Source organism: Pseudomonas piscis (assembly GCF_009380155.1).
Classification (GTDB): domain Bacteria; phylum Pseudomonadota; class Gammaproteobacteria; order Pseudomonadales; family Pseudomonadaceae; genus Aquipseudomonas; species Aquipseudomonas piscis.
The window spans coordinates 1,071,453-1,089,655 of sequence record NZ_WHUV01000002.1 but is presented as its reverse complement, the minus strand read 5'-3'; the positions used below and the strand labels follow the sequence as shown (position 1 = coordinate 1,089,655).

Here is an 18,203-nt window from a genome sequence, read left to right as displayed (position 1 = left end):
CCCATGCTGCGCATCCTGGTCCGGCTGTACCTGATCACCATCGTGGCCTTCAGCGCCGCGATGTACCTGGTCCCTGACCTGGTGATCAAGGTGTTTCACCAGCGCTTCATCGATTACAACCTGACCAAGTCCCGGGGTTTGCAGGAACTGATCGCCAGGCAGTTCCGCACCCAGCCCCCGGCGCAATGGCCGGCGCTCGCCCGGGAGATGGACGAGGACTTCCGCCCGTTGCAGGTGGCCCTGGTACGCATCGACGACCCCGATTTCAGTGCCGACGAACGGGCCCGCCTGCTGGCTGGCAAGAAGGTGGTGCGGGTTGGCGACTGGGGCTCGCGGACCCTGGCGGTGTCGCCGTTGCACGACCAGTTGGCGGTCAAGCTGGTGATGCCGCCGGACCCGCTGGACGTCAACCTGCTGTACTGGAGCATCAACGTTCTGATCGGTGCGGTGCTGCTGGCCTGCCTGCTGTTGTGGGTCCGGCCCCACTGGCGTGACCTGGAGCGCCTCAAGCGCACCGCAGAGCGCTTCGGCAAGGGCCATCTGGATGAGCGTACGCAGTTGCCGGCCAGCTCCAACATCGGCAGCCTGGCCCATGTGTTCGACACCATGGCCGGAGATATCGAGCAACTGCTGAACCAGCAGCGCGACCTGCTCAATGCGGTATCCCACGAATTGCGCACGCCCCTGACCCGGCTCGACTTCGGCCTGGCCCTGGCGTTATCCGACGACTTGCCGGCAGCCAGCCGTGAGCGCCTGCAAGGGTTGGTGGCGCACATCCGCGAGCTGGATGAGCTGGTGCTGGAGCTGCTGTCCTACAGCCGCCTGCAGAATCCGGCCTGTTTGCCGGAGCAGATCGAGGTGGCCCTGGACGAGTTCATCGACAGCATCCTGGGCAGCGTCGACGACGAGCTGGAATCGGACCTGGTCATCGACGTGCTGCTGCATGGCACCCTGGAGCGTTTCACCCTGGACCCGCGCCTGACTGCGCGGGCCCTGCAGAACCTGTTGCGCAACGCCACCCGTTATTGCGAGAAGCGCATCCAGGTCGGGGTGCTGGTCAGCGACCAGGGGTGCGAGATCTGGGTCGACGACGATGGTATCGGCATCCCTGACGACGAACGCGAGCGGGTGTTCGAACCCTTCTATCGCCTGGATCGCAGCCGCGATCGCTCCACCGGTGGCTTCGGCCTGGGCCTGGCCATCAGTCGCCGGGCCCTGGAGGCCCAGGGTGGCACCTTGACGGTGGAAGCCTCGCCACTGGGCGGCGCGCGGTTTCGCCTGAGCCTGCCCACACCCCGTTGACGGGCCCGGGCGTAGCTGACATTTGTTTCATCCCGGCCGTGGCCGTTGAGGGTTTATCCTCAAGCGCCAGCATCCGTGACCAGGAGGTGTTCCGTGAACGATCAGTCCATTCACCATGCAGCGGCCGACGGCTACCAGCAGGCTGCCGACACTTATGTTCGGGGGCGTCCCGGTTATCCGCCGGAACTGGACCCCTGGCTGCGCCAGGCGCTGGGCCTGCGCGCAGCCAGGGTAGTGGTGGACCTGGGCGCCGGCACCGGCAAGTTCACTGCGCGCCTGGCGGCCACCGACGCCCAGGTGATCGCGGTGGAGCCCGTGGCGCAAATGCGTGCCCGGCTGGCCGAGGCCCAGCCCGAGGTCCAGGTCCTGGAGGGTACTGCCGAGGCGCTGCCGCTGCGCGATGCCTCGGTGGATGTGGTGGTCTGCGCCCAGGCCTTCCACTGGTTCGCCACCCCTGGGGCCCTGGACGAGATCCATCGGGTACTCAAGCCGGGCGGCCAGCTGGCGCTGGTGTGGAACCAGCGCGATGCACGGGTACCCTGGGTGGCGCGCCTGGACCGCATCGTCAACGCCCTGCAGGGCGATACGCCGCGCTACTACACCGGAGCCTGGCGCCAGGTCTTTCCCCACCCCGGCTTCGGCCCGTTGCAGGAAGAGCATTTTCGCCATGGACACCATGGCCCGGTGGAGGACGTGCTGTTCAATCGCGTGCGTTCCACCAGCTTCATCGCCGCCTCGCCCCAGGCCGGGCGCGACGAGGTGGACCGGCAGATCGCCGCGCTGATCGCCAGCGAACCCCAATTGCGGGACAAGGCCGAAGTCACGGTGCCCTATGAGACCGCGGCGTTTCGCACGGCGAAAGTGGGCTGAGCGGTTGCGCCATCACTGGCGGGGCAGGGCCTGTGCCAGTCCCGCTTTTGGCCAATGCGCTGCCTTACGGGGCGCGCTTGCCACTTGCTATAGTTCGGCCCTCATTTGCTCACCAGAAAAGGATCGCTGCCATGTCCGAATACCAAGCCTTTCGCGTCGAACTCGCTGACAACATCGCCCATGTGCAGATCAACCGCCCGGAAAAGATCAACGCCATGAACGCCGCGTTCTGGCGTGAGATCGTCGATATCTTCCAGTGGATCGACGAGACCGACGCGGTGCGAGTGGTGGTGCTCAGCGGTGCCGGCAAGCACTTTTCCTCTGGCATCGACCTGATGATGCTGGCCGGATTCGCCAACGAACTGGGCAAGGACGTGGGCCGCAATGCCCGCCTGTTGCGGCGCAAGATCCTCGAGCTGCAGTCCTCGTTCACTGCCGTGGACAACTGCCGCAAGCCGGTGCTGGCGGCTATCCAGGGCTACTGCCTCGGCGGCGCCATCGACCTGATCAGCGCCTGCGACATGCGCTATGCCGCGGCCGACGTGCAGTTCTCGATCAAGGAGATCGATATCGGCATGGCCGCCGATGTCGGCACACTGCAACGTTTGCCACGTATCATCGGTGACGGCATGCTGCGTGAGCTGGCCTACACCGGACGGACCTTCGGCGCCGAGGAGGCGCGCCAGATCGGCCTGGTCAATCGCACCTATGCCGACGCCTCCAGCCTGCTGGACGGGGTCATGGAAATCGCCCGGGAGATCGCCGCCAAGTCGCCGATCGCCGTGACCGGCACCAAGGAAATGCTCAGCTACATGCGCGACCACCGCATCGACGATGGCCTGGAGTACGTGGCCACCTGGAACGCCGCCATGCTCCAGTCCAATGACCTGCGCGTGGCCATCGCCGCCCACATGAGCAAACAGAAACCCGAATTCCTGGACTGACTGAAGATGATTGCACGCTGGACCACCGCAGTACTGGATACCGACCTTCCCGGCGGCTGGGCCGTGGCCCGTGGCCCGGAAGGTTTTCTCTACGACGACAACGGCGTGCTGTTCCCCCGGCACTGGCTCAAGAACCAGGACCTGCCGGTGCTGGCCGAGCATGGCATCGGCCACCTCGATGGCGAGCCGGTATACCTGCTCGAGCTCGCTTCCCGTGCCCAGGTCCAGGGCTGCGGCTGGAAAGGCCTGCGGGCCTTCATGCTGGAGGGCGACCACACCCTGTACAAGGTGCTGGGGTACGCCGCGCAGATCGGTACCTGGGCTCGGGAACATCGCTTCTGCGGCAGTTGCGGCCAGCCCATGGCGCAGGTGCGAGGGGAGCGTGCGATGTACTGCCAGAGCTGCGACCTGCGGGCCTATCCGCGGATCTCGCCGAGCATGATCGTGCTGATCACCCGGGGCGACGAGATCCTGCTGGCCCGTTCGCCACGCTTCGTGCCCGGGGTCTACAGCACCCTGGCAGGTTTTGCCGAACCCGGTGAGTCGGCGGAGGATTGCCTGGTGCGCGAGGTGCGCGAGGAGGTGAGCATCGAGGTGCGCAACATCCAGTACGTGGGCAGCCAGTGCTGGCCGTTCCCGCACTCGATGATGCTGGGTTTCCATGCCGAGTACGCCAGTGGCGAGATCCTGCCCCAGGAAGACGAGATCGAGGATGCCCAGTGGTTCAACGTGCATACGCTGCCGCCGTTGCCGGCGTCGCGCTCGATTGCCCGCTACCTGATCGACCTCTATGTGGCGCGTCGCTTAGGCCACGCTGAACCAGTGCTGCCAGGCTAGGCGCACGGTCAGGCCCAGGACCACGGTGATGAACACCGGGCGAATGAACTTGGCACCACCGCTGATGGCGGTGCGTGCCCCGAAGAACGCCCCGACCATCACCGACAGCCCCATGCTCAGGCCGATGATCCAATCCACCTGCCCGGAAAAGATGAACACCGCCAGCGCCGCGATATTGCTGACGAAGTTCATGCTGCGCGCCACGCCGCTGGCCTTGACCAGGTCGATGGGGTAGAGCAGCAGGCTGCTGACGGTCCAGAACGCCCCGGTGCCCGGACCGGCCACGCCGTCGTAGAAGCCCAGGCTGAAGCCCTGGGTCGATTGCCATTTCTTCTTGATCGGTGCCTCGCTGTCCAGCGGGGCCTTAGGCGTGCCGCCGAACAGCAGGTACAGGCCGCAGGCGAAGACGATCACCGGCAGCATCTTGTTCAGCCACTCGGCGGGCAGGTAGTGGGCGACTATGGCCCCGGTCAGGGCGCCGACCAGGGTGCCGACGATGGCATGCATCCATTGCCGGGGGTGGAACAGCTTGCGCCGATAGAAGGTGAAGCTGGCAGTGGCCGAGCCGAAGGTCGAACTGAGTTTGTTGGTACCCAGCACCAGATGCGGTGGCAAGCCTGCGGTGAGCAGGGCCGGGGTGGTGAGCAAGCCGCCACCGCCGGCGATGGCATCGATGAAACCGGCGATGAAGGCCACGAAGGCGAGGATGGCGAGGGTGGTCAAGTCAACGCTGAGATCGAAAGGCATGGATTCGGCTTATTCGGCGGGAGCGCAAGGGGCTGCGCGAAAGGCCGATATCTTACCTGCATCGCGCGCCGCAGCGCGACTGCGACCAAGGTCCTGCTGCCGCCGTTGATGCGTGCGCAGCGCCTCAGCTTTTCGGGCCGTTGCCGACCTTCCAGGCGAACGGCGGCTCGTTGCCGTTGATCTGCCAATCGCCGACGATCCGCGCCTTGTAGATCGCCGGATTGTGCGATGACACGGTTCGCGCATTACGCCAATGGCGGTCCAGGGCCTTGCCCCGGCGCACGTCCGAAGCCCCGAGGGCATTGAACAGCTCACTGGTGGCACGCTGGATCAGTTCGGTGACGGCGACCTGGGCCGTGGCCGACTCCAGTTCCGCCGCCAGGTTGGCTGCCTGTTCCTGCTCCGGGTCGCCGGCGAACCGCGCCAGGTACGCACGCTGTGCCGGCTGGGCGGCCCGTAGGGTGGCGGCTTCGGCGACATACACCAGGGCGGCGATCTCGCCCACCACCTGCTGCACCTGGGCATCGGCGCTGGCTTGTGGCGCGTTGCCATGGCTGTAGACGCGCTGGCGCTGCCGTACCTCATGGGCCACATCGCGCAGCGCCGCGCGGCCGATGCCGGCCAGGGTCGCCAGCAGGACCAGTTGGTAGAAGGCGGTCTGATACTTGAAGCGAGTGGCGAAGTCGATGACGTTGCCGGCTTCCACTCTGGCCTGGGTGAAACGCGCCGTGCCGCTGCCGGTGGTGCGCTGGCCGAAACCGTCCCAGTCGTCGCTTTGCTCGACGCCCGGCTGCCGGGTGCGAACGGCGGCGATCACGTTGTCACCGGTGTCGCTGCGCTGGGCGTAGACATCGATCCAGTCAGAGAAGATGCTCCCGGTGCTGTAGAACTTCTCGCCGTCGAGCCGCCAGTGCTCGCCGTCCGGACTGACCTTGGTCAGCACTTGGCCGATCTCCACCGCGCCGATCTCGGTCCAGGCGCAGCCGACGATGTCGCCCTCGACGAACCGCTTGAACCACAGGTCGCGCCCCGGACCCGGGGTGGCGTTGAGCCGGTCCTCGGCAAAGGCGAAGTGCCCGCGCAGGGCCTGGGGTACGTTGGCGTCGGCCTCGGCCAGCTCTGTCAGCAACTGGAACAGCTGGGGCACGGAGGCGCCAGCGCCGCCGTAGGCCACTGGCACCCGCACCGCGCCGAACCCCGCCTCCTTGAGCCAGCGGATGGGTTCGTAGGGCAGCTCGCGCTGCTGCTCACGCTGTACCGCGCCCTCGGCGATACGCTGGAAGATCGGCCGGAAGCGCTCGGCCAGGAGCTCGTAGTCGACCCCCGTGGACAATGGATTGATCACCTGGTGTTCGGTCATGGCAAGGCTCCGCAATCGGCAGGAAAAGACAAAAGGTCCTGCTGGTGATTGCACACAGCGTGCCGACTGTCATGGCTGCGGTTTTGCTGGCCGAGCCCGTGCCCGGTTCGGCGGTAACTGTTGCCCTGGCAACAGCCCAGCAACAAATCGCTGTCCTCGGTACTTCCCACGCGCTGTGCCGATCCGTGAAAGCCACCCATGGAGCGCAGGCTCGTGCAGTCGCTGCCGCAGGCTGCGCACGAGCGCGCAGTGGCCGCCATGTGAGGCCGTGGCGGGGTTGGCACATATGCTGCTCGGGGCCTGGGTACCTTTCCCAGTCCCGAGGACCGAACCATGAGTCAGCAATCCGTGAAATTCGCCTATTGGGTGCCCAATGTCAGCGGTGGCCTGGTGGTCAGCAAGATCGAGCAGCGTACCCACTGGGGCATCGACTACAACCGCAAGCTGGCGCAGATCGCCGAGGCCGCCGGTTTCGAATACGCCCTGACGCAGATCCGCTTCACCGCCGGCTACGGTGCCGAGTACCAGCATGAGTCGGTGGCTTTCAGCCATGCGTTGCTGGCCGCCACCAGCAAGCTCAAGGTGATCGCGGCGATCCTGCCCGGGCCCTGGCAACCGGCGTTGGCGGCCAAGCAATTGGCGACCATCGACCAGCTGACCGAAGGTCGCATCGCGGTGAACATCGTCAGTGGCTGGTTCAAGGGCGAGTTCCAGGCCATCGGCGAGCATTGGCTGGAGCATGACGAGCGCTATCGCCGTTCCGAGGAATTCATCCGCTGCCTGCGTGGGGTGTGGAGCGAGGATCACTTCACCTTCAGGGGCGATTTCTACCGTTTCGACAACTACAGCCTCAAGCCCAAGCCCCTGGGCCAGCCCGAGATCTTCCAGGGCGGCAGTTCCCGGGCGGCCCGGGACATGGCCGCCAGAGTCTCGGATTGGTACTTCACCAACGGCAACAGCGTGGAGGGGATCAAGGCCCAGGTGGAGGACATCCGCGCCAAGGCCGCGGCCAACCAGCATCAGGTGAAGATCGGGGTGAATGCCTTCGTGATCGCCCGGGATACCGAGCAAGAGGCGCGGGCGGTGTTGCAGCAGATCATCGACCAGGCCGACCCGGAGGCGGTCCGGGCCTTCGGTGATGCGGCCAGGCAGGCCGGCAAGGCTTCGCCGGAGGGCGAGGGCAACTGGGCCAAGTCGAGCTTCGAGGACCTGGTGCAGTACAACGATGGTTTCAAGACCAACCTGATCGGCACGCCGGAGCAGATTGCCCGGCGTATCCTCGAACTCAAGGCCGTGGGGGTGGACCTGGTGCTGGCGGGTTTCCTGCACTTCCAGGAGGAAGTGGAGTATTTCGGCCGTCGCGTGTTGCCCCTGGTGCGCGAACTGGAGGCCCAGGCCGGGCAGGACGCCGCGGCCTGAGGCGTTGAAGGCCCTGCGTGCTGGGCGTAGCCGTTGCCGCAGGCTGCGCATGGCCCGCAGGGCCACAAGGGGCTCTGGAGCATTGCAGGCCTGACGGCCTTGTCGCTCGCAGCCTCGCAAGCTCGGCAGCGGCTACAAGGTCGTGGCGATTACAGACCCAGCTCCGAGAGGCCTGGGTGATCGTCCGGGCGCCGTCCCAGGGGCCAGTGGAACTTGCGTTCGCTGGCCTTGATCGGCATGTCGTTGATGCAAGCGAAACGCCGGGCCATCAGCCCCTGTTCGTCGAACTCCCAGTTCTCGTTGCCATAGGAGCGGAACCAGTTGCCCGAGTCGTCGTGCCATTCATAGGCGTAGCGCACGGCAATGCGGTTGTCGGTGAAGGCCCAGAGTTCCTTGATCAGCCGGTAGTCCAGTTCCTTGGCCCACTTGCGGCTGAGAAAGGCCTTGGCCTCCTCGCGGTTATGGGCGAATTCGGCGCGGTTGCGCCATTGGGTATCCAGGGTATAGGCCAGGGATACCCGTTCCGGATCCCGGGAGTTCCAGCCATCTTCGGCCAGGCGGATCTTCTCGATCGCCGACTCGCGGGTGAAGGGGGGAAGCGGTGGACGCACTTGCGGGTTAGACGACATGACCTATCTCCAGTGAAAGTTGCTGTTCCAACTAAGAAGTCGCTCAGGTTGCGGGTAATCAAAGGTCCAATAACTTACGCGCCATGCATTGCGCATTATCGGCGGCACTGTGATCGCCCATGACCAGGGCAACGGTGATGGCGCCATCGATCAGCACCAGCAGCTGCGCCGCCAGTTGTGCCGGATGTGCTGCGCCATGTTCCCGGCAGAGCTCGAGCAGGTAGTCGAGCAGTTTCTGTTTATGGCGGCGGGCTACCTGGCGTACCGGGTCTTGCGGATCACCGGTTTCACCGCTGGTGTTGATGAAGGCGCAGCCACGAAAACCTTCGCTGGCGAACCAGCCCTTGAGCACGCTGAACAGTGCCAGCAGGCGCTGGGCCGAGCCCTGGGCCTTGTCCACCTCGCCGCGGTACCAGCGCATCCAGCGCTCGTCACGCCGTTCGAGGGCGGCCACCACCAACTGCTCCTTGTTGTCGAAGTAGCGATAGATGCTCTTGCGCGAAACGCCGGCGGTCTTGACCAGAAGATCCATGCCAGTGGCGGCGATGCCACTTTTATAGATCAACTTCTCGGTGACATCGAGAATGATGTCGCGTGTTTCGGAGTGAGTGATTTCGTTCATGCGACAGAGAGTAGAACGATCGTTCTCCTTGGTCAATATGTTGTTGCGAACTGGCCGCCGAGCGACGCCAAGTCCCTTCGGTGCAGACAGTTTGAGTGTCATATGAGACAGACAGGGGACTGCGCCCGGTCCATGGTGTAAGCTCTTGCGCTCTTTCGGATTCGAGCCACCGCGAGCCCATGCCGTTGCTTTTCAAACGTACCCTGCTACCCAAGCTGCGCAGCTTCCCCCTGGCCGCCGAGGCCTTCGCCACCCTGCGGGGTGCTGCGCAATTTCGTCAGACCCTGCTGGAGCAGATTGCCCAGGCGACCCGGCGCATCTATATCGTCGCCTTGTACCTGCAGCAGGATGAAGCCGGCCAGGAAATCCTCGAAGCCCTGCACGCCGCCAAGGCTGCCCGTCCGGAACTGGACGTGGTGGTCGTGGTGGACTGGATGCGTGCCCAGCGCGGCCTGATCGGTGCCGGCAAGCAGCCGGGCAACTCGGCCTGGTACCAGGAGATGACCCGCAGCCATGCCAGCGTGGTCCCGATCTACGGCGTGCCGGTGCAGACCCGCGAGCTGTTCGGGGTGTTGCACCTCAAGGGCTTCGTGATCGACGACAGCGTGCTCTACAGCGGCGCCAGCCTGAACAACGTGTACCTGCACAAGCTCGACAAGTACCGCTTCGACCGTTATCACCTGTTGCATAACCGCGAACTGGCCGACTCCATGCACCACCTGGTGCAGCACGGCCTGGTGGAGTCACGGGCGGTGCATCGCCTGGACCTGCCCAAGCCACCGACCACCCGCAGCCTGCGCAACGATATCGGCGACCTGCGCAGCCGTCTCAAGCATGCGACCTACGACACCGCCGCCGGCAGCCTGGACAAGAGCGGCCTGACGGTCAGCCCGTTGCTCGGGGTGGGCAAGGGCAATCGGTTGAATCGGGTGATCTGCGAACTGATGGCCGGGGCCCAGCGCCAGCTGACCATCTGCACCCCGTACTTCAACCTGCCGTTGCCGGTGGTGCGCGAACTCAATCGCGCCCTGGAGCGTGGGGTGAAGATCGATATCGTGGTCGGCGACAAGACCGCCAACGACTTCTTCATTCCGCCCAGCGAGCCGTTCAAGGTCATTGCCGCGCTGCCTTATCTGTATGAAATCAGCCTGCGGCGCTTCGCCAAGCGCTACCAGAAGTTCATCGACAATGGCCAGTTGAACCTGCACCTGTGGCGCGACGGCGACAACACCTATCACCTCAAGGGGCTGTGGATCGACGAGCGCTATACCTTGCTCACCGGCAACAACCTCAATCCGCGGGCGTTCCGCCTGGACCTGGAAAACGCCCTGCTGCTGGACGATCCCAAGGGCGAGTTGCTGGAGCCGCGGCGTGCCGAGCTGGAAGATATCTACCGCCATACCCGGCGCATCGAGCACTTCCAGCACCTGGACAGCCTGGCGGACTACCCGGAGGCGGTGAGCAAGTTCCTGCGTCGGGTCAGCCGCGTGCGTATCGAGCGCCTGCTGTACCGCATCCTCTGATCTGTCGCCGCCAGGCCCTGCCGGCGGCGAGTATCACCGTGTCCCTGCGGGGCATGCGGGCTACACGAAGCTCCAACCCCTGGCCGCTGTCGAGCCTGCGAGGTGCACAAAGGGCCACAGGCCCTTTGTGCAAGTCGATATCGGCGTGGGGCAGCAGCCAGTGGATCAGCTTGTCTTCGGCGGGTAGGGCCACAGCGCCACCAACGCCAGCAGCAGCGCCGCCAGCAGGTAGGGCAGGCGTGGCTCCATGGCGTAGATCAAGGTGCCGGCCATTGGCCCGACCACTGCGCCCATGCCCTGGGCGGCGCCAATGCTACCGGCCGTGGCGCCTTGTTCCGAAGCCTGCACCGAGTTGGCTGCCAGGGCCGAGAACGAGGGAAACACCCCACCCATGCCGGCCGCCGAGACGAAGAACATCAACCACAGGCCCCAGGCACTGTCCACCAGCATGGCCCCGACAAAACCCACCGCGGAAAGCAGGGCGCCGAAGCGAATCATCCGCAGTGGCGGCCATTCCAGCTTGCGTACCACCAGTTGGGCACAGATCAGGGCCAGGCCGACCATGGTCAGGGCGATCCCGGCGGTCTGCGCCGCATCGGCGGAATTCATCTGCAGGCGATCCATGGCATAGAAGCTCACGGTGATCTGCGCCAGCGTCACGCAGAGCATGGCGACGAAGGCCACCACCATTGGCCGGGCCAGCCGCGGATCGCTCAGGCGCACCCGGCCCGGCGCCTGGGCCAGGTGCAGTTCCTGGCGTGGCAGTTGTCGATGCATCACCACCAGCGCCAGCAGCGGCAGGATGGCCATGACGTAGAAGGGCAAGCTCAGGCTGTGCCGGGCCAGCAGCGCGGCGGCGGCCGGCCCCACCACCAGGCCTACGGCGTTGGCCGCGCCCAGGGAGGCCATGGCCCGGGCCCGGTGCTGGGGTTCGAAGTGGTCGGCCACCAGGGCGAACCCGCCCACTGGCACTGCCGCATAGAAGGCGCCGATCAAGCCACGACCCAATACCAGGCCGGCGAAGGCCACGGCGACACTGGGCAAGGTCCGCAGGGATATATCGATGAACAGGCACAGGGCCCAGTAGGCCAGGGTGAAGCCGGCGATCCCGAGCAGCAACACCTGGCGGCGGCCATAGCGATCGCTGGCCTGGCCCCAGGGACGGGCCAGCAGGACCCAGATCACCCCGGCCACGGTCACCGCCACTCCGGCATGCCAGGTTTGCAGGTGCAGCACCCGGGAAATCGGCCCGATCAGCGAGACGAAGGCCATCATCGACATGGTGCAGGCCATGTAGGCCGCCATCAGCGGCAAGAGCGAGAGGGGCCTGGAGGCGGCGGGAGTGGGCATAGCGGGTCTTCCATGAGGAACATCGGGGCGTGCACGTTATCGGGATAACGCACGGCTGCCCAGGCCTAATTTGCAGCGCAAGAGAGGGGAGCGATGGAGCAGGAACCGGCACGCCGGTTCCCGCCAGGGGCCGAGGAGTCAGTTCAGGCCCAGCTTGCCGCGCAGGGTGGAGAGGTCCTCGGCCAGGGTATTGACCGGACCCACCAGGGCCTTGCGGTCGTTCTCCTTGACCTTGTCGTAGGTCATGAAGCCGCCGTCCGCGGTCTTGTACTTGGCCAGGATCTTGTTCACGGTGGCGAAGTTCTTGTCCACCTTGGCGACAAAGGCTTTGTCCTGCTTCTCGATCTGCGGACGGAACAGGTCGACGATCTTCTTGGCCCCGTCGATGTTGCCCTGGAAGTCATAGAGGTCGGTGTGGCTGTAGCGGTCTTCCTCGCCGGAGATCTTGGTCGCGGCCACTTCCTCGAGCAGGGCAGCGGCCCCGCCGACCACTTTTTCCGGTGGGAAGGTCAAGCCAGCGACGCGGGCTTGCAGGTCCTTGACGTCCTTGTTCAGGCGGTCGGCCAGGTCGCCCAGGCCCTGGGTGCTGTTCTCGGAGAACAACGAGTATTCCAGGCGGTGGAAACCGGTGAAGTCCTCGGCCTTGACTCCCTGTTCGTGGTCGTCGACGCGTGAGTCGATGGAGGCGTCCAGGTCGCTGAACAGCTCGGCGATCGGCTCGATCGACTCGTAGTAGACCCGGGTCGGTGCGTAGAGCTGCCGGGCCTTGGCCAGGTCGCCCTGCTTCACCGCATCGGTGAACTGCTGGGTATGGCTGGCCAGTTCATCCAGTTGTTCGGTGACGTAGATCTTGTAGTCGGAGATCGGCCCCACCAGCTCCAGCGGCGCGGGGGCGGCCAGTGCCGACAGCGGAGCGTGGAGCAAGCCAAGGGTCAGCAACACAGCGAGAGGCGACTTTTTCATGGGACGTTTCCGTGGGGGTTATTGTGTTGGGGCAGATCAGGTATTGGCTTTGGCAGCCGTGGCGGCGAGCAGCGAGCGACCGATGAAGTCCTGGTCGCCGGTGACTCCCGGCAGGGTGAAGAAATAACCACCGCCGGTGGGCTTGAGGTACTCCTCCAGGGGCTCGCCGTTGAGCCGGTTCTGCACGGTGATGAAGCCTTTTTCCAGGTCCGCCTGGTAGCAGATGAACAGCAAGCCCATGTCCAGCTGGCCGTTCTTGTTCACGCCGTTGGAGTAGTTGAACGGTCGGCGCAGGATCAGGTTCTGCTGGGTCTTGGCGGTGCGCGGATTGGCCAGGCGGATGTGGGCATCCAGCTTGGTCACCTTGCCATGGGGGTCCTTTGCGTAGTCGGGGACCTGGCTTTCCCGCTGGCCGTCCATGGGCGCGCCGCTGGCCTTGATCCGGCCGAGGATGCTTTCCTGCTCTTGCAGCGGGGTGCGGTCCCAGCGTTCGACGAAATTGCGGATGATGCGCACCGCCTGGTAGCTGCCATGGGCGGCCCAGGCCGGTTCGTCGCTGCCGGGCTGGACCCAGACGATCTGCTGCATGGCCTTCTGGTCGTTGGAGTCGGGGTTGGCCGAGCCATCGCGAAAGCCCAGGAAATTGCGCGCGCTCTGAGCCGGCTCGCCCGGTTTGGCCGGGGCCTGGGGCGGTACGCTGCCTTCCTGTTTCCAGCGTACCAGCAGCAGGTCCGGCAGGTTCTTCACGATATCGCGCAGGGCATGGATGTTGGTGTCGGCGGTGTTGGAGCAGAACTGCAAACTCAGGTCGCCATGGCAGCAGGCCGGTTCCAGGGCGTCGTTGGGAAAGCCCACCATGCGCACCAGGCGCTTGGGCTTGGCGTCGGCCAGACCGAAGCGTTCGTCGAACAGTGACTCGCCCACCGAGACGGTGATGGTCAGGTTGTCCGGGGTCACCACCGGGCCGAGGATGCCCGAGTCCAGCGGCGGCAGCTTCGGATCGACCTGGGGCACCGGGCCGCCCTGCATGAGGAAGGCGATGCGCTCGTTGAGGGTGCGGAACAGGCGCTCCAGGTCCTCGCGGTCGCTGGCCAGGACATCGAAGGCCACTATCATTCCGGCAGCGGGGCGCGCGGTGACGATGCCGCTCTGGTGCTGGCCGTGGAAGGCGTTGTGCTCTTGGGTCTGGTCGCTGCTGGGTGCCACGGTCACTTGGGCCGGCGCCTGTTCGGCCATGGCCGGGCCGGCGAGGCTGCTGCCGGCCAGGGCCACGCCGGCGGCGCCCATGCCCAGCAACACGCGCCGGCGCTGGGCGCTGAAGGAAGGGTTGGACTGGTCTGAATCGTTCATTGCGCAGGACTCGTGTGGTTACAGGCCCGAAAGGCCCAGTGCGGGATCGATGCCATCGAGGGCGTCGGCCAGGGCCTTGGCCTTGTCGGCGAGTTCTTGGCGTTGGCCGGCGTCGACCTTGTCGTAGTCCTGGTAGCCGAAGCCGTCGCGTAGGTTGTCCAGGCGCGCCCCCAGGGCGTTGCCGGCCTCATCCACCCGAGCCAGCAACGGCGCGGCGGACTTGGCCAGCAAGGGCCGCAGCAGGTCGACGACCTTGAGCGTGGTCTCCAGGTTGGCGGCGAAACCGCTGAGGTCGCTGTGGCTGTAGCGTTCCTCCTCGCCGCTGGTGGCGCGCAATTCGGCCAGGTTGCGCATGTTGCGGGCGACGCTGCCCACCAGTTGTTCCGGCGGCAGGGTCTGGGCCAGCAGTTGCTGCTTGAGGCTGGCGACATCCTGGGCCAGGCGCTGGGCCACCGGGGCCAGGCCCTTGAGGTCGTGGCGCTGGAACAGCCCGTACTCCAGGCGGTGGAAACCAGTGAAGCCTGGGTCTTGCTCGCGTTGCTCGAAGTAATCGGCGCGGGCATTGATGGCGTTGTCCAGCTCGGCCAGGCGCTGGGCGGCCGGAGCCAGGCGCTGGTAGGCGGCGCGGGCTGGCACGTAGAGGGCCTGGGCCTGGGCCAGGTCATCGGCCTCGATGGCTTGCTGCAAGGCCGCGACCGCCTTGACCAGGGCGCTGCCCTGGGTGCTCAGGTAGACGCGAAACTCCGACAGCGGGCCGACGAAGGCCACCAGCGACGGCCGGGCCTTGGCCTGGGCGTCGGACTCGGCGGTAGGGGTCACGTGCAGAGTGCCCCGGGGATTGCTCAGCAAGCCGCAGGTGATGGCGTAGTCGCCGGGCTGCAGGTTGGCGTTGATCACCTGGCTCAGGCCCGGGGCGATGTTTTCCCGCTCCTCGACCACCAGCACGCCATCGAGGATTTCCCACTCCACGGCGCGCTCCGAGCGGTTGACGATGCGGAAGCTGGCGCGGCCGGCGGGCACGGTAAGCGCGTTGGGCTCGCAGCTGTGCGGGTGGATGGTCACGGTGATCTCGCCCTGGTGGGCCTGGCGCTTGCTGGCCGCCAGTTGCGAGGCGTAGTAGAACAGCCCGCCGGCGGCGACCATCACGATCACCGAACCGGCAACCGCCCAACGCAGAGCGCGAGGCGGCGAGGCCTGTGGAGAGGCTTGCTGGGTCATGGGGAACCTTACTGACTGGAAACGGAAGACGACGGGCCGGGCGCCTTGGCAGGCGTGGCGCCGGGCAGGAAGAACAGCACCAGGGTCACCGCCAGGTACAGCACGTAGGCGCCCAGGGTGCTGATGGTGGGGGCCTCCTGGTAGCCGAACATGCCGGCCAGGACCGAGCCCAGGGGGCTGTCCATGGGCAGGCTGGCGCTGAAGTCGAAGAGCACGGTCTGCAGGTGGTTCCACAGCCCGGCCTCATGCAGCGCCTGCACCGAGTTGGCGAGAATGCCGGCGGCCACCACCAGGATGAACAGCCCGGTCCAGCGGAAGAAGGCGCCGAGGTTCAGGCGCATGCTGCCGGTATAGATCAGGTAGCCGACGATGATCGCCGCCACCAGCCCCAGCAGGGCGCCGATGGGCGCGCCGGGGCCTTCGCTCTGCTGGAATACCGCCAACAGGAAGAACACGGTTTCCAGACCTTCGCGGGCGACGGCGAAGAACACCATGGCGATCAGCGCAATGAGCTGGTTCCGGGAGCCGGCCAGGGCCTGGTCCAGGGAGGCTTGCAGGGAATGCTTGATGGAGCGTGCGACCTTGCGCATCCAGAACACCATCGAGCTGAGGATGCCCACGGCCACCAGGCCGACGATGCCCTCGAACAATTCCTGTTGCTTCTGCGGGAACTCGGCGCTCACCAGCTCCAGCCCGCCGCCGACCAGCAGGGCCAGGGCCGCGGCGAGGAACACGCCAATCCACACGGCGGGCATCCATTGGCCGCGTCCGGTCTGTTGCAGGTAGCTGGCGATAATGCCAACGATGAGCGCGGCTTCGATCCCTTCGCGCAGCATGATCAGAAATGGAACGAGCATTCAGCCCCCGCGGGGAAACAAGGTAGGGAGCTAAGTTGTAACATAATGATACTCATTACTAAATGAAGATTATTGACAACTGCTGAATGGAAGCTGAACGAGATCGCTTCTCAGAATAGACGCCTTTGTCGGTTTGGCTCGGCCGATGGCGTCTTGCCGACGACCGTCGTCCCGGACCGGGAACCGCAGTGCCTGATAGGCCGCGGCTGGCCGGGCAATGGCTGAGGGCCGCAGGCCGGATAGCGAGGGGAGTGCCGGGTGGCACGGGCAAGGACTCAGGCCCCAGTGCTGCAAGAGGCCTGGTTGAAGAGGGGGATGTACCGCCCGAATACGGCTCGAAACGCCGGCTGGCCGGGGACTTTCCGCCGGCGCTGCATTATCGGCGGCCAAGGGTCAGGGGCGGTTCTTGGCCTCGATCCATTGGGCCATGTACTGAGTGCTCTTGTGATGATGGTGGCGCAACATGGCGCCGGTGAAGTTGTCCCGACGCTCTTGGGCCAGATGCTCGCGGCATTCTTGCAGGCGCTGGATCAAGGCCGGGCCATGGACTTGCCGCCGGTAACGGGCCTCTAGCAGTCGCATGCCATCGGCCTGGGCCTGTTGCCACAAGGCCTGGTCCTGGTACAGGCGCACTGCCGCCGTCGCCAGGGCGCTGGCGGATTCGGCGACCATGCCGGGCCAGGGCAGGCCAGGTTCGTTCATGGATTCGCTACCCATCGGCGTGGTCACGCTGGGGGTGCCGCAGAGCATGGCATCGAGCAGCTTGCCCTTGATTCCGGCGCCAAAGCGCAACGGCGCCAGGCAGATGCGCGCGGCGCTCATCACCTGCAAGGCATCTTCGGCCCAGTTCATGATGTGGAAGCCCTGGGCCGGGTTATGCAGCGCCACCGCCTTGGGTGGGGTATAGGCGCCGTACAGCTGCAGTTGCGCGTTGGGTAGCTGCTGGCGGATCAGCGGCCATACGCGGCTTTTCATCCAGAGCACGGCGTCCCAGTTCGGTGCATGGCGGAAGTTGCCGATGCTGAGGAAGTGCGCGCGTTGCTCGAAGGGCACGCAGGCCTCGGGCCATGGGTCGAGCATCAGTGGGCACCAGTGCAGCAACGCCGGCGGCAGGCGGAACTGCTCCTGCAGCAGTTGGATCTCCACTTGGGAAATCATCAGGCTGAGGTCGCAACGGTAGATGGCGGCGATCTCGCGCTTGGCCAGGTCGGTCTCGGCCATGTACCGGAACTCGTTCGCCTGGGCCCGGGCGAACAGCGGGCTGAAATCGTCGTCCCCGGCGCCGCTGTTCAGGTGGTCCTTGAGGCGCTGGTGGCGGGCATGGCGCAGGCATTGCAAGTCAGAGGTCTCCAGGACCCGAACGGCCGCGGGGCAATGCTGCTCCACGCGCCAGCCGAACTGCTCCTCCATCATGAACTGGTCGAACAGCACGATGTCCGGCGCCAGCTCGGCGACGAAGCGGTCGAAGCTGGCGTTGTTCAGCTCGATCGGGCATTCGCGGATGCCCAGGGCCTCGAGGTCTTCCTTGTGTTCGCCGGGCTTGGCCGGGCTGCTGAAGGTCAGGTCCCAGCCCTGGTCGAGAAAGCACTGCAGGATCTGCATCATGTGCCCGCCGGCGGCCGAGGAGCGCGGTTCGGGCCAGACATAACCAATGATCAGGACCTTGGTCGCGGCGGTGAGGGGCATGGAATAGGGTTCCTGGCGGGCGAGGGCAAAAAAAAGGCCGCCATTAAACCACAGCCCCCGGGGGCAGACCCGCTTCAGCCGAGGATGCTGCGCACCTTGTCGCGCAGTTGCTCGATGGAGAACGGCTTGCCGATCACCGCCATGCCGCCGGGTACGTCGATGGACTCGGCATAACCGCTGGCGAACAGCACCGGTAACCGGGGACGCAGCAACAGTGCGCGCTCGGCCAGCTCCCTGCCGTTCATGCCCGGCAGGCCGACATCGGTCATCAGCAAGTCGATGGCTTGCTCCTGGTTCTGCAAGCGTTCCAGCGCCGCCTCACTGCCATCGGCCTCGAGCACCGAAAATTCCAGTTCTTCGAGGACGTCGACGATCAGCATGCGCACGATGGCATCGTCTTCGACGACTAGGATGGTGGGGGCACTAGCGGGCATAGGGGCACTCTCAAGGGTTGGATTCGGTGGAACCGCAGCAGGCGGCCCTGTGCATCAGTAAATGGCGCGAGGTCACAAGTTCCCGAAGCTGT

17 protein-coding genes are annotated in these 18,203 nt (G+C 65.5%); 6 read left to right on the top strand and 11 right to left on the bottom strand.

Annotation, left to right across the window (positions count from 1 at the left end):
- Positions 1 to 3: 3 nt before the first annotated feature.
- The 4 genes from GDH07_RS14890 to nudC all read left to right on the top strand — a co-directional run bounded on the left by GDH07_RS14890 (position 4) and on the right by nudC (position 3,953).
- Complete coding sequence (locus tag GDH07_RS14890; protein WP_152898029.1) at positions 4 to 1,302, top strand: ATP-binding protein; 1,299 nt, start codon at positions 4 to 6, stop codon at positions 1,300 to 1,302.
- 93 nt (positions 1,303 to 1,395) lie between these two features.
- A complete protein-coding gene (locus tag GDH07_RS14885) occupies positions 1,396 to 2,172 on the top strand; it encodes a class I SAM-dependent methyltransferase (RefSeq protein WP_343038241.1) in 777 nt (258 codons plus the stop codon).
- A 131-nt stretch (positions 2,173 to 2,303) separates the two neighbouring features.
- Positions 2,304 to 3,116, top strand: a complete 813-nt coding sequence (locus GDH07_RS14880) for a crotonase/enoyl-CoA hydratase family protein (protein ID WP_053129166.1) — start codon at positions 2,304 to 2,306, stop codon at positions 3,114 to 3,116.
- A 6-nt stretch (positions 3,117 to 3,122) separates the two neighbouring features.
- Entirely contained in the window at positions 3,123 to 3,953 is an 831-nt protein-coding gene (nudC, locus tag GDH07_RS14875; protein ID WP_152898027.1) for an NAD(+) diphosphatase, read from the top strand.
- Here nudC and GDH07_RS14870 read toward each other — a convergent pair.
- Both GDH07_RS14870 and GDH07_RS14865 read right to left on the bottom strand, forming a co-directional pair.
- A complete protein-coding gene (locus tag GDH07_RS14870) occupies positions 3,921 to 4,700 on the bottom strand; it encodes a TSUP family transporter (protein ID WP_022644248.1) in 780 nt (259 codons plus the stop codon). The genes nudC and GDH07_RS14870 overlap by 33 nt on opposite strands.
- Positions 4,701 to 4,824: 124 nt before the next feature.
- Positions 4,825 to 6,060 (bottom strand): acyl-CoA dehydrogenase family protein, encoded by a 1,236-nt coding sequence (locus GDH07_RS14865; protein WP_152898026.1) that lies wholly within the window; start codon positions 6,058 to 6,060, stop codon positions 4,825 to 4,827.
- Positions 6,061 to 6,393: 333 nt separating this feature from the next.
- Between GDH07_RS14865 and sfnG the strand changes: the two genes are divergently transcribed.
- The gene (gene sfnG / locus GDH07_RS14860; RefSeq protein WP_031321650.1) at positions 6,394 to 7,479 is read left to right on the top strand and encodes a dimethylsulfone monooxygenase SfnG; all 1,086 of its coding nucleotides are present in this window, start codon (positions 6,394 to 6,396) and stop codon (positions 7,477 to 7,479) included.
- A 149-nt stretch (positions 7,480 to 7,628) separates the two neighbouring features.
- Here the strand turns inward: sfnG and GDH07_RS14855 are convergent, their stop codons facing one another.
- Both GDH07_RS14855 and GDH07_RS14850 read right to left on the bottom strand, forming a co-directional pair.
- Positions 7,629 to 8,108 (bottom strand): nuclear transport factor 2 family protein, encoded by a 480-nt coding sequence (locus tag GDH07_RS14855; protein ID WP_103326413.1) that lies wholly within the window; start codon positions 8,106 to 8,108, stop codon positions 7,629 to 7,631.
- A gap of 58 nt (positions 8,109 to 8,166) precedes the next feature.
- Positions 8,167 to 8,730 carry a TetR/AcrR family transcriptional regulator gene (locus GDH07_RS14850; RefSeq protein ID WP_152898025.1) on the bottom strand — a complete coding sequence of 188 codons (564 nt, stop codon included), beginning with the start codon at positions 8,728 to 8,730 and terminating at the stop codon, positions 8,167 to 8,169.
- A gap of 179 nt (positions 8,731 to 8,909) precedes the next feature.
- Between GDH07_RS14850 and pssA the strand changes: the two genes are divergently transcribed.
- Complete coding sequence (pssA, locus tag GDH07_RS14845; protein ID WP_022644253.1) at positions 8,910 to 10,253, top strand: CDP-diacylglycerol--serine O-phosphatidyltransferase; 1,344 nt, start codon at positions 8,910 to 8,912, stop codon at positions 10,251 to 10,253.
- Positions 10,254 to 10,418: 165 nt separating this feature from the next.
- Here pssA and GDH07_RS14840 read toward each other — a convergent pair whose 3' ends face one another.
- From GDH07_RS14840 to GDH07_RS14810, 7 genes are all read right to left on the bottom strand, one after another.
- Positions 10,419 to 11,603: an MFS transporter gene (locus GDH07_RS14840; protein WP_152898024.1), complete on the bottom strand. Its 1,185-nt coding sequence runs from the start codon at positions 11,601 to 11,603 to the stop codon at positions 10,419 to 10,421.
- 138 nt (positions 11,604 to 11,741) lie between these two features.
- Complete coding sequence (gene efeO, locus GDH07_RS14835; protein WP_022644256.1) at positions 11,742 to 12,566, bottom strand: iron uptake system protein EfeO; 825 nt, start codon at positions 12,564 to 12,566, stop codon at positions 11,742 to 11,744.
- 36 nt (positions 12,567 to 12,602) lie between these two features.
- Positions 12,603 to 13,916: an iron uptake transporter deferrochelatase/peroxidase subunit gene (efeB, locus tag GDH07_RS14830; RefSeq protein WP_152898023.1), complete on the bottom strand. Its 1,314-nt coding sequence runs from the start codon at positions 13,914 to 13,916 to the stop codon at positions 12,603 to 12,605.
- A gap of 18 nt (positions 13,917 to 13,934) precedes the next feature.
- Complete coding sequence (gene efeO, locus GDH07_RS14825; protein WP_152898022.1) at positions 13,935 to 15,134, bottom strand: iron uptake system protein EfeO; 1,200 nt, start codon at positions 15,132 to 15,134, stop codon at positions 13,935 to 13,937.
- Between the two features lie 8 nt (positions 15,135 to 15,142).
- Positions 15,143 to 15,991, bottom strand: a complete 849-nt coding sequence (gene efeU, locus GDH07_RS14820) for an iron uptake transporter permease EfeU (protein WP_152898021.1) — start codon at positions 15,989 to 15,991, stop codon at positions 15,143 to 15,145.
- 393 nt (positions 15,992 to 16,384) lie between these two features.
- On the bottom strand, positions 16,385 to 17,677 hold the full coding sequence (locus GDH07_RS14815) for a glycosyltransferase (RefSeq protein ID WP_152898020.1): 1,293 nt from the start codon (positions 17,675 to 17,677) through the stop codon (positions 16,385 to 16,387).
- 74 nt (positions 17,678 to 17,751) lie between these two features.
- Entirely contained in the window at positions 17,752 to 18,111 is a 360-nt protein-coding gene (locus GDH07_RS14810; RefSeq protein ID WP_152898019.1) for a response regulator, read from the bottom strand.
- Positions 18,112 to 18,203 lie beyond the last annotated feature (92 nt).

Coding starts and splice junctions, on each gene's coding strand:
- GDH07_RS14890 (WP_152898029.1), top strand. CDS start 4: ATGCTGCGCATCCTGGTCCGGCTGTACCTGATCACCATCGTGGCCTTC.
- GDH07_RS14880 (WP_053129166.1), top strand. CDS start 2,304: ATGTCCGAATACCAAGCCTTTCGCGTCGAACTCGCTGACAACATCGCC.
- nudC (WP_152898027.1), top strand. CDS start 3,123: ATGATTGCACGCTGGACCACCGCAGTACTGGATACCGACCTTCCCGGC.
- GDH07_RS14870 (WP_022644248.1), bottom strand. CDS start 4,700: ATGCCTTTCGATCTCAGCGTTGACTTGACCACCCTCGCCATCCTCGCC.
- GDH07_RS14865 (WP_152898026.1), bottom strand. CDS start 6,060: ATGACCGAACACCAGGTGATCAATCCATTGTCCACGGGGGTCGACTAC.
- sfnG (WP_031321650.1), top strand. CDS start 6,394: ATGAGTCAGCAATCCGTGAAATTCGCCTATTGGGTGCCCAATGTCAGC.
- GDH07_RS14855 (WP_103326413.1), bottom strand. CDS start 8,108: ATGTCGTCTAACCCGCAAGTGCGTCCACCGCTTCCCCCCTTCACCCGC.
- GDH07_RS14850 (WP_152898025.1), bottom strand. CDS start 8,730: ATGAACGAAATCACTCACTCCGAAACACGCGACATCATTCTCGATGTC.
- pssA (WP_022644253.1), top strand. CDS start 8,910: ATGCCGTTGCTTTTCAAACGTACCCTGCTACCCAAGCTGCGCAGCTTC.
- GDH07_RS14840 (WP_152898024.1), bottom strand. CDS start 11,603: ATGCCCACTCCCGCCGCCTCCAGGCCCCTCTCGCTCTTGCCGCTGATG.
- efeO (WP_022644256.1), bottom strand. CDS start 12,566: ATGAAAAAGTCGCCTCTCGCTGTGTTGCTGACCCTTGGCTTGCTCCAC.
- efeB (WP_152898023.1), bottom strand. CDS start 13,916: ATGAACGATTCAGACCAGTCCAACCCTTCCTTCAGCGCCCAGCGCCGG.
- efeO (WP_152898022.1), bottom strand. CDS start 15,134: ATGACCCAGCAAGCCTCTCCACAGGCCTCGCCGCCTCGCGCTCTGCGT.
- efeU (WP_152898021.1), bottom strand. CDS start 15,991: ATGCTCGTTCCATTTCTGATCATGCTGCGCGAAGGGATCGAAGCCGCG.
- GDH07_RS14815 (WP_152898020.1), bottom strand. CDS start 17,677: ATGCCCCTCACCGCCGCGACCAAGGTCCTGATCATTGGTTATGTCTGG.
- GDH07_RS14810 (WP_152898019.1), bottom strand. CDS start 18,111: ATGCCCGCTAGTGCCCCCACCATCCTAGTCGTCGAAGACGATGCCATC.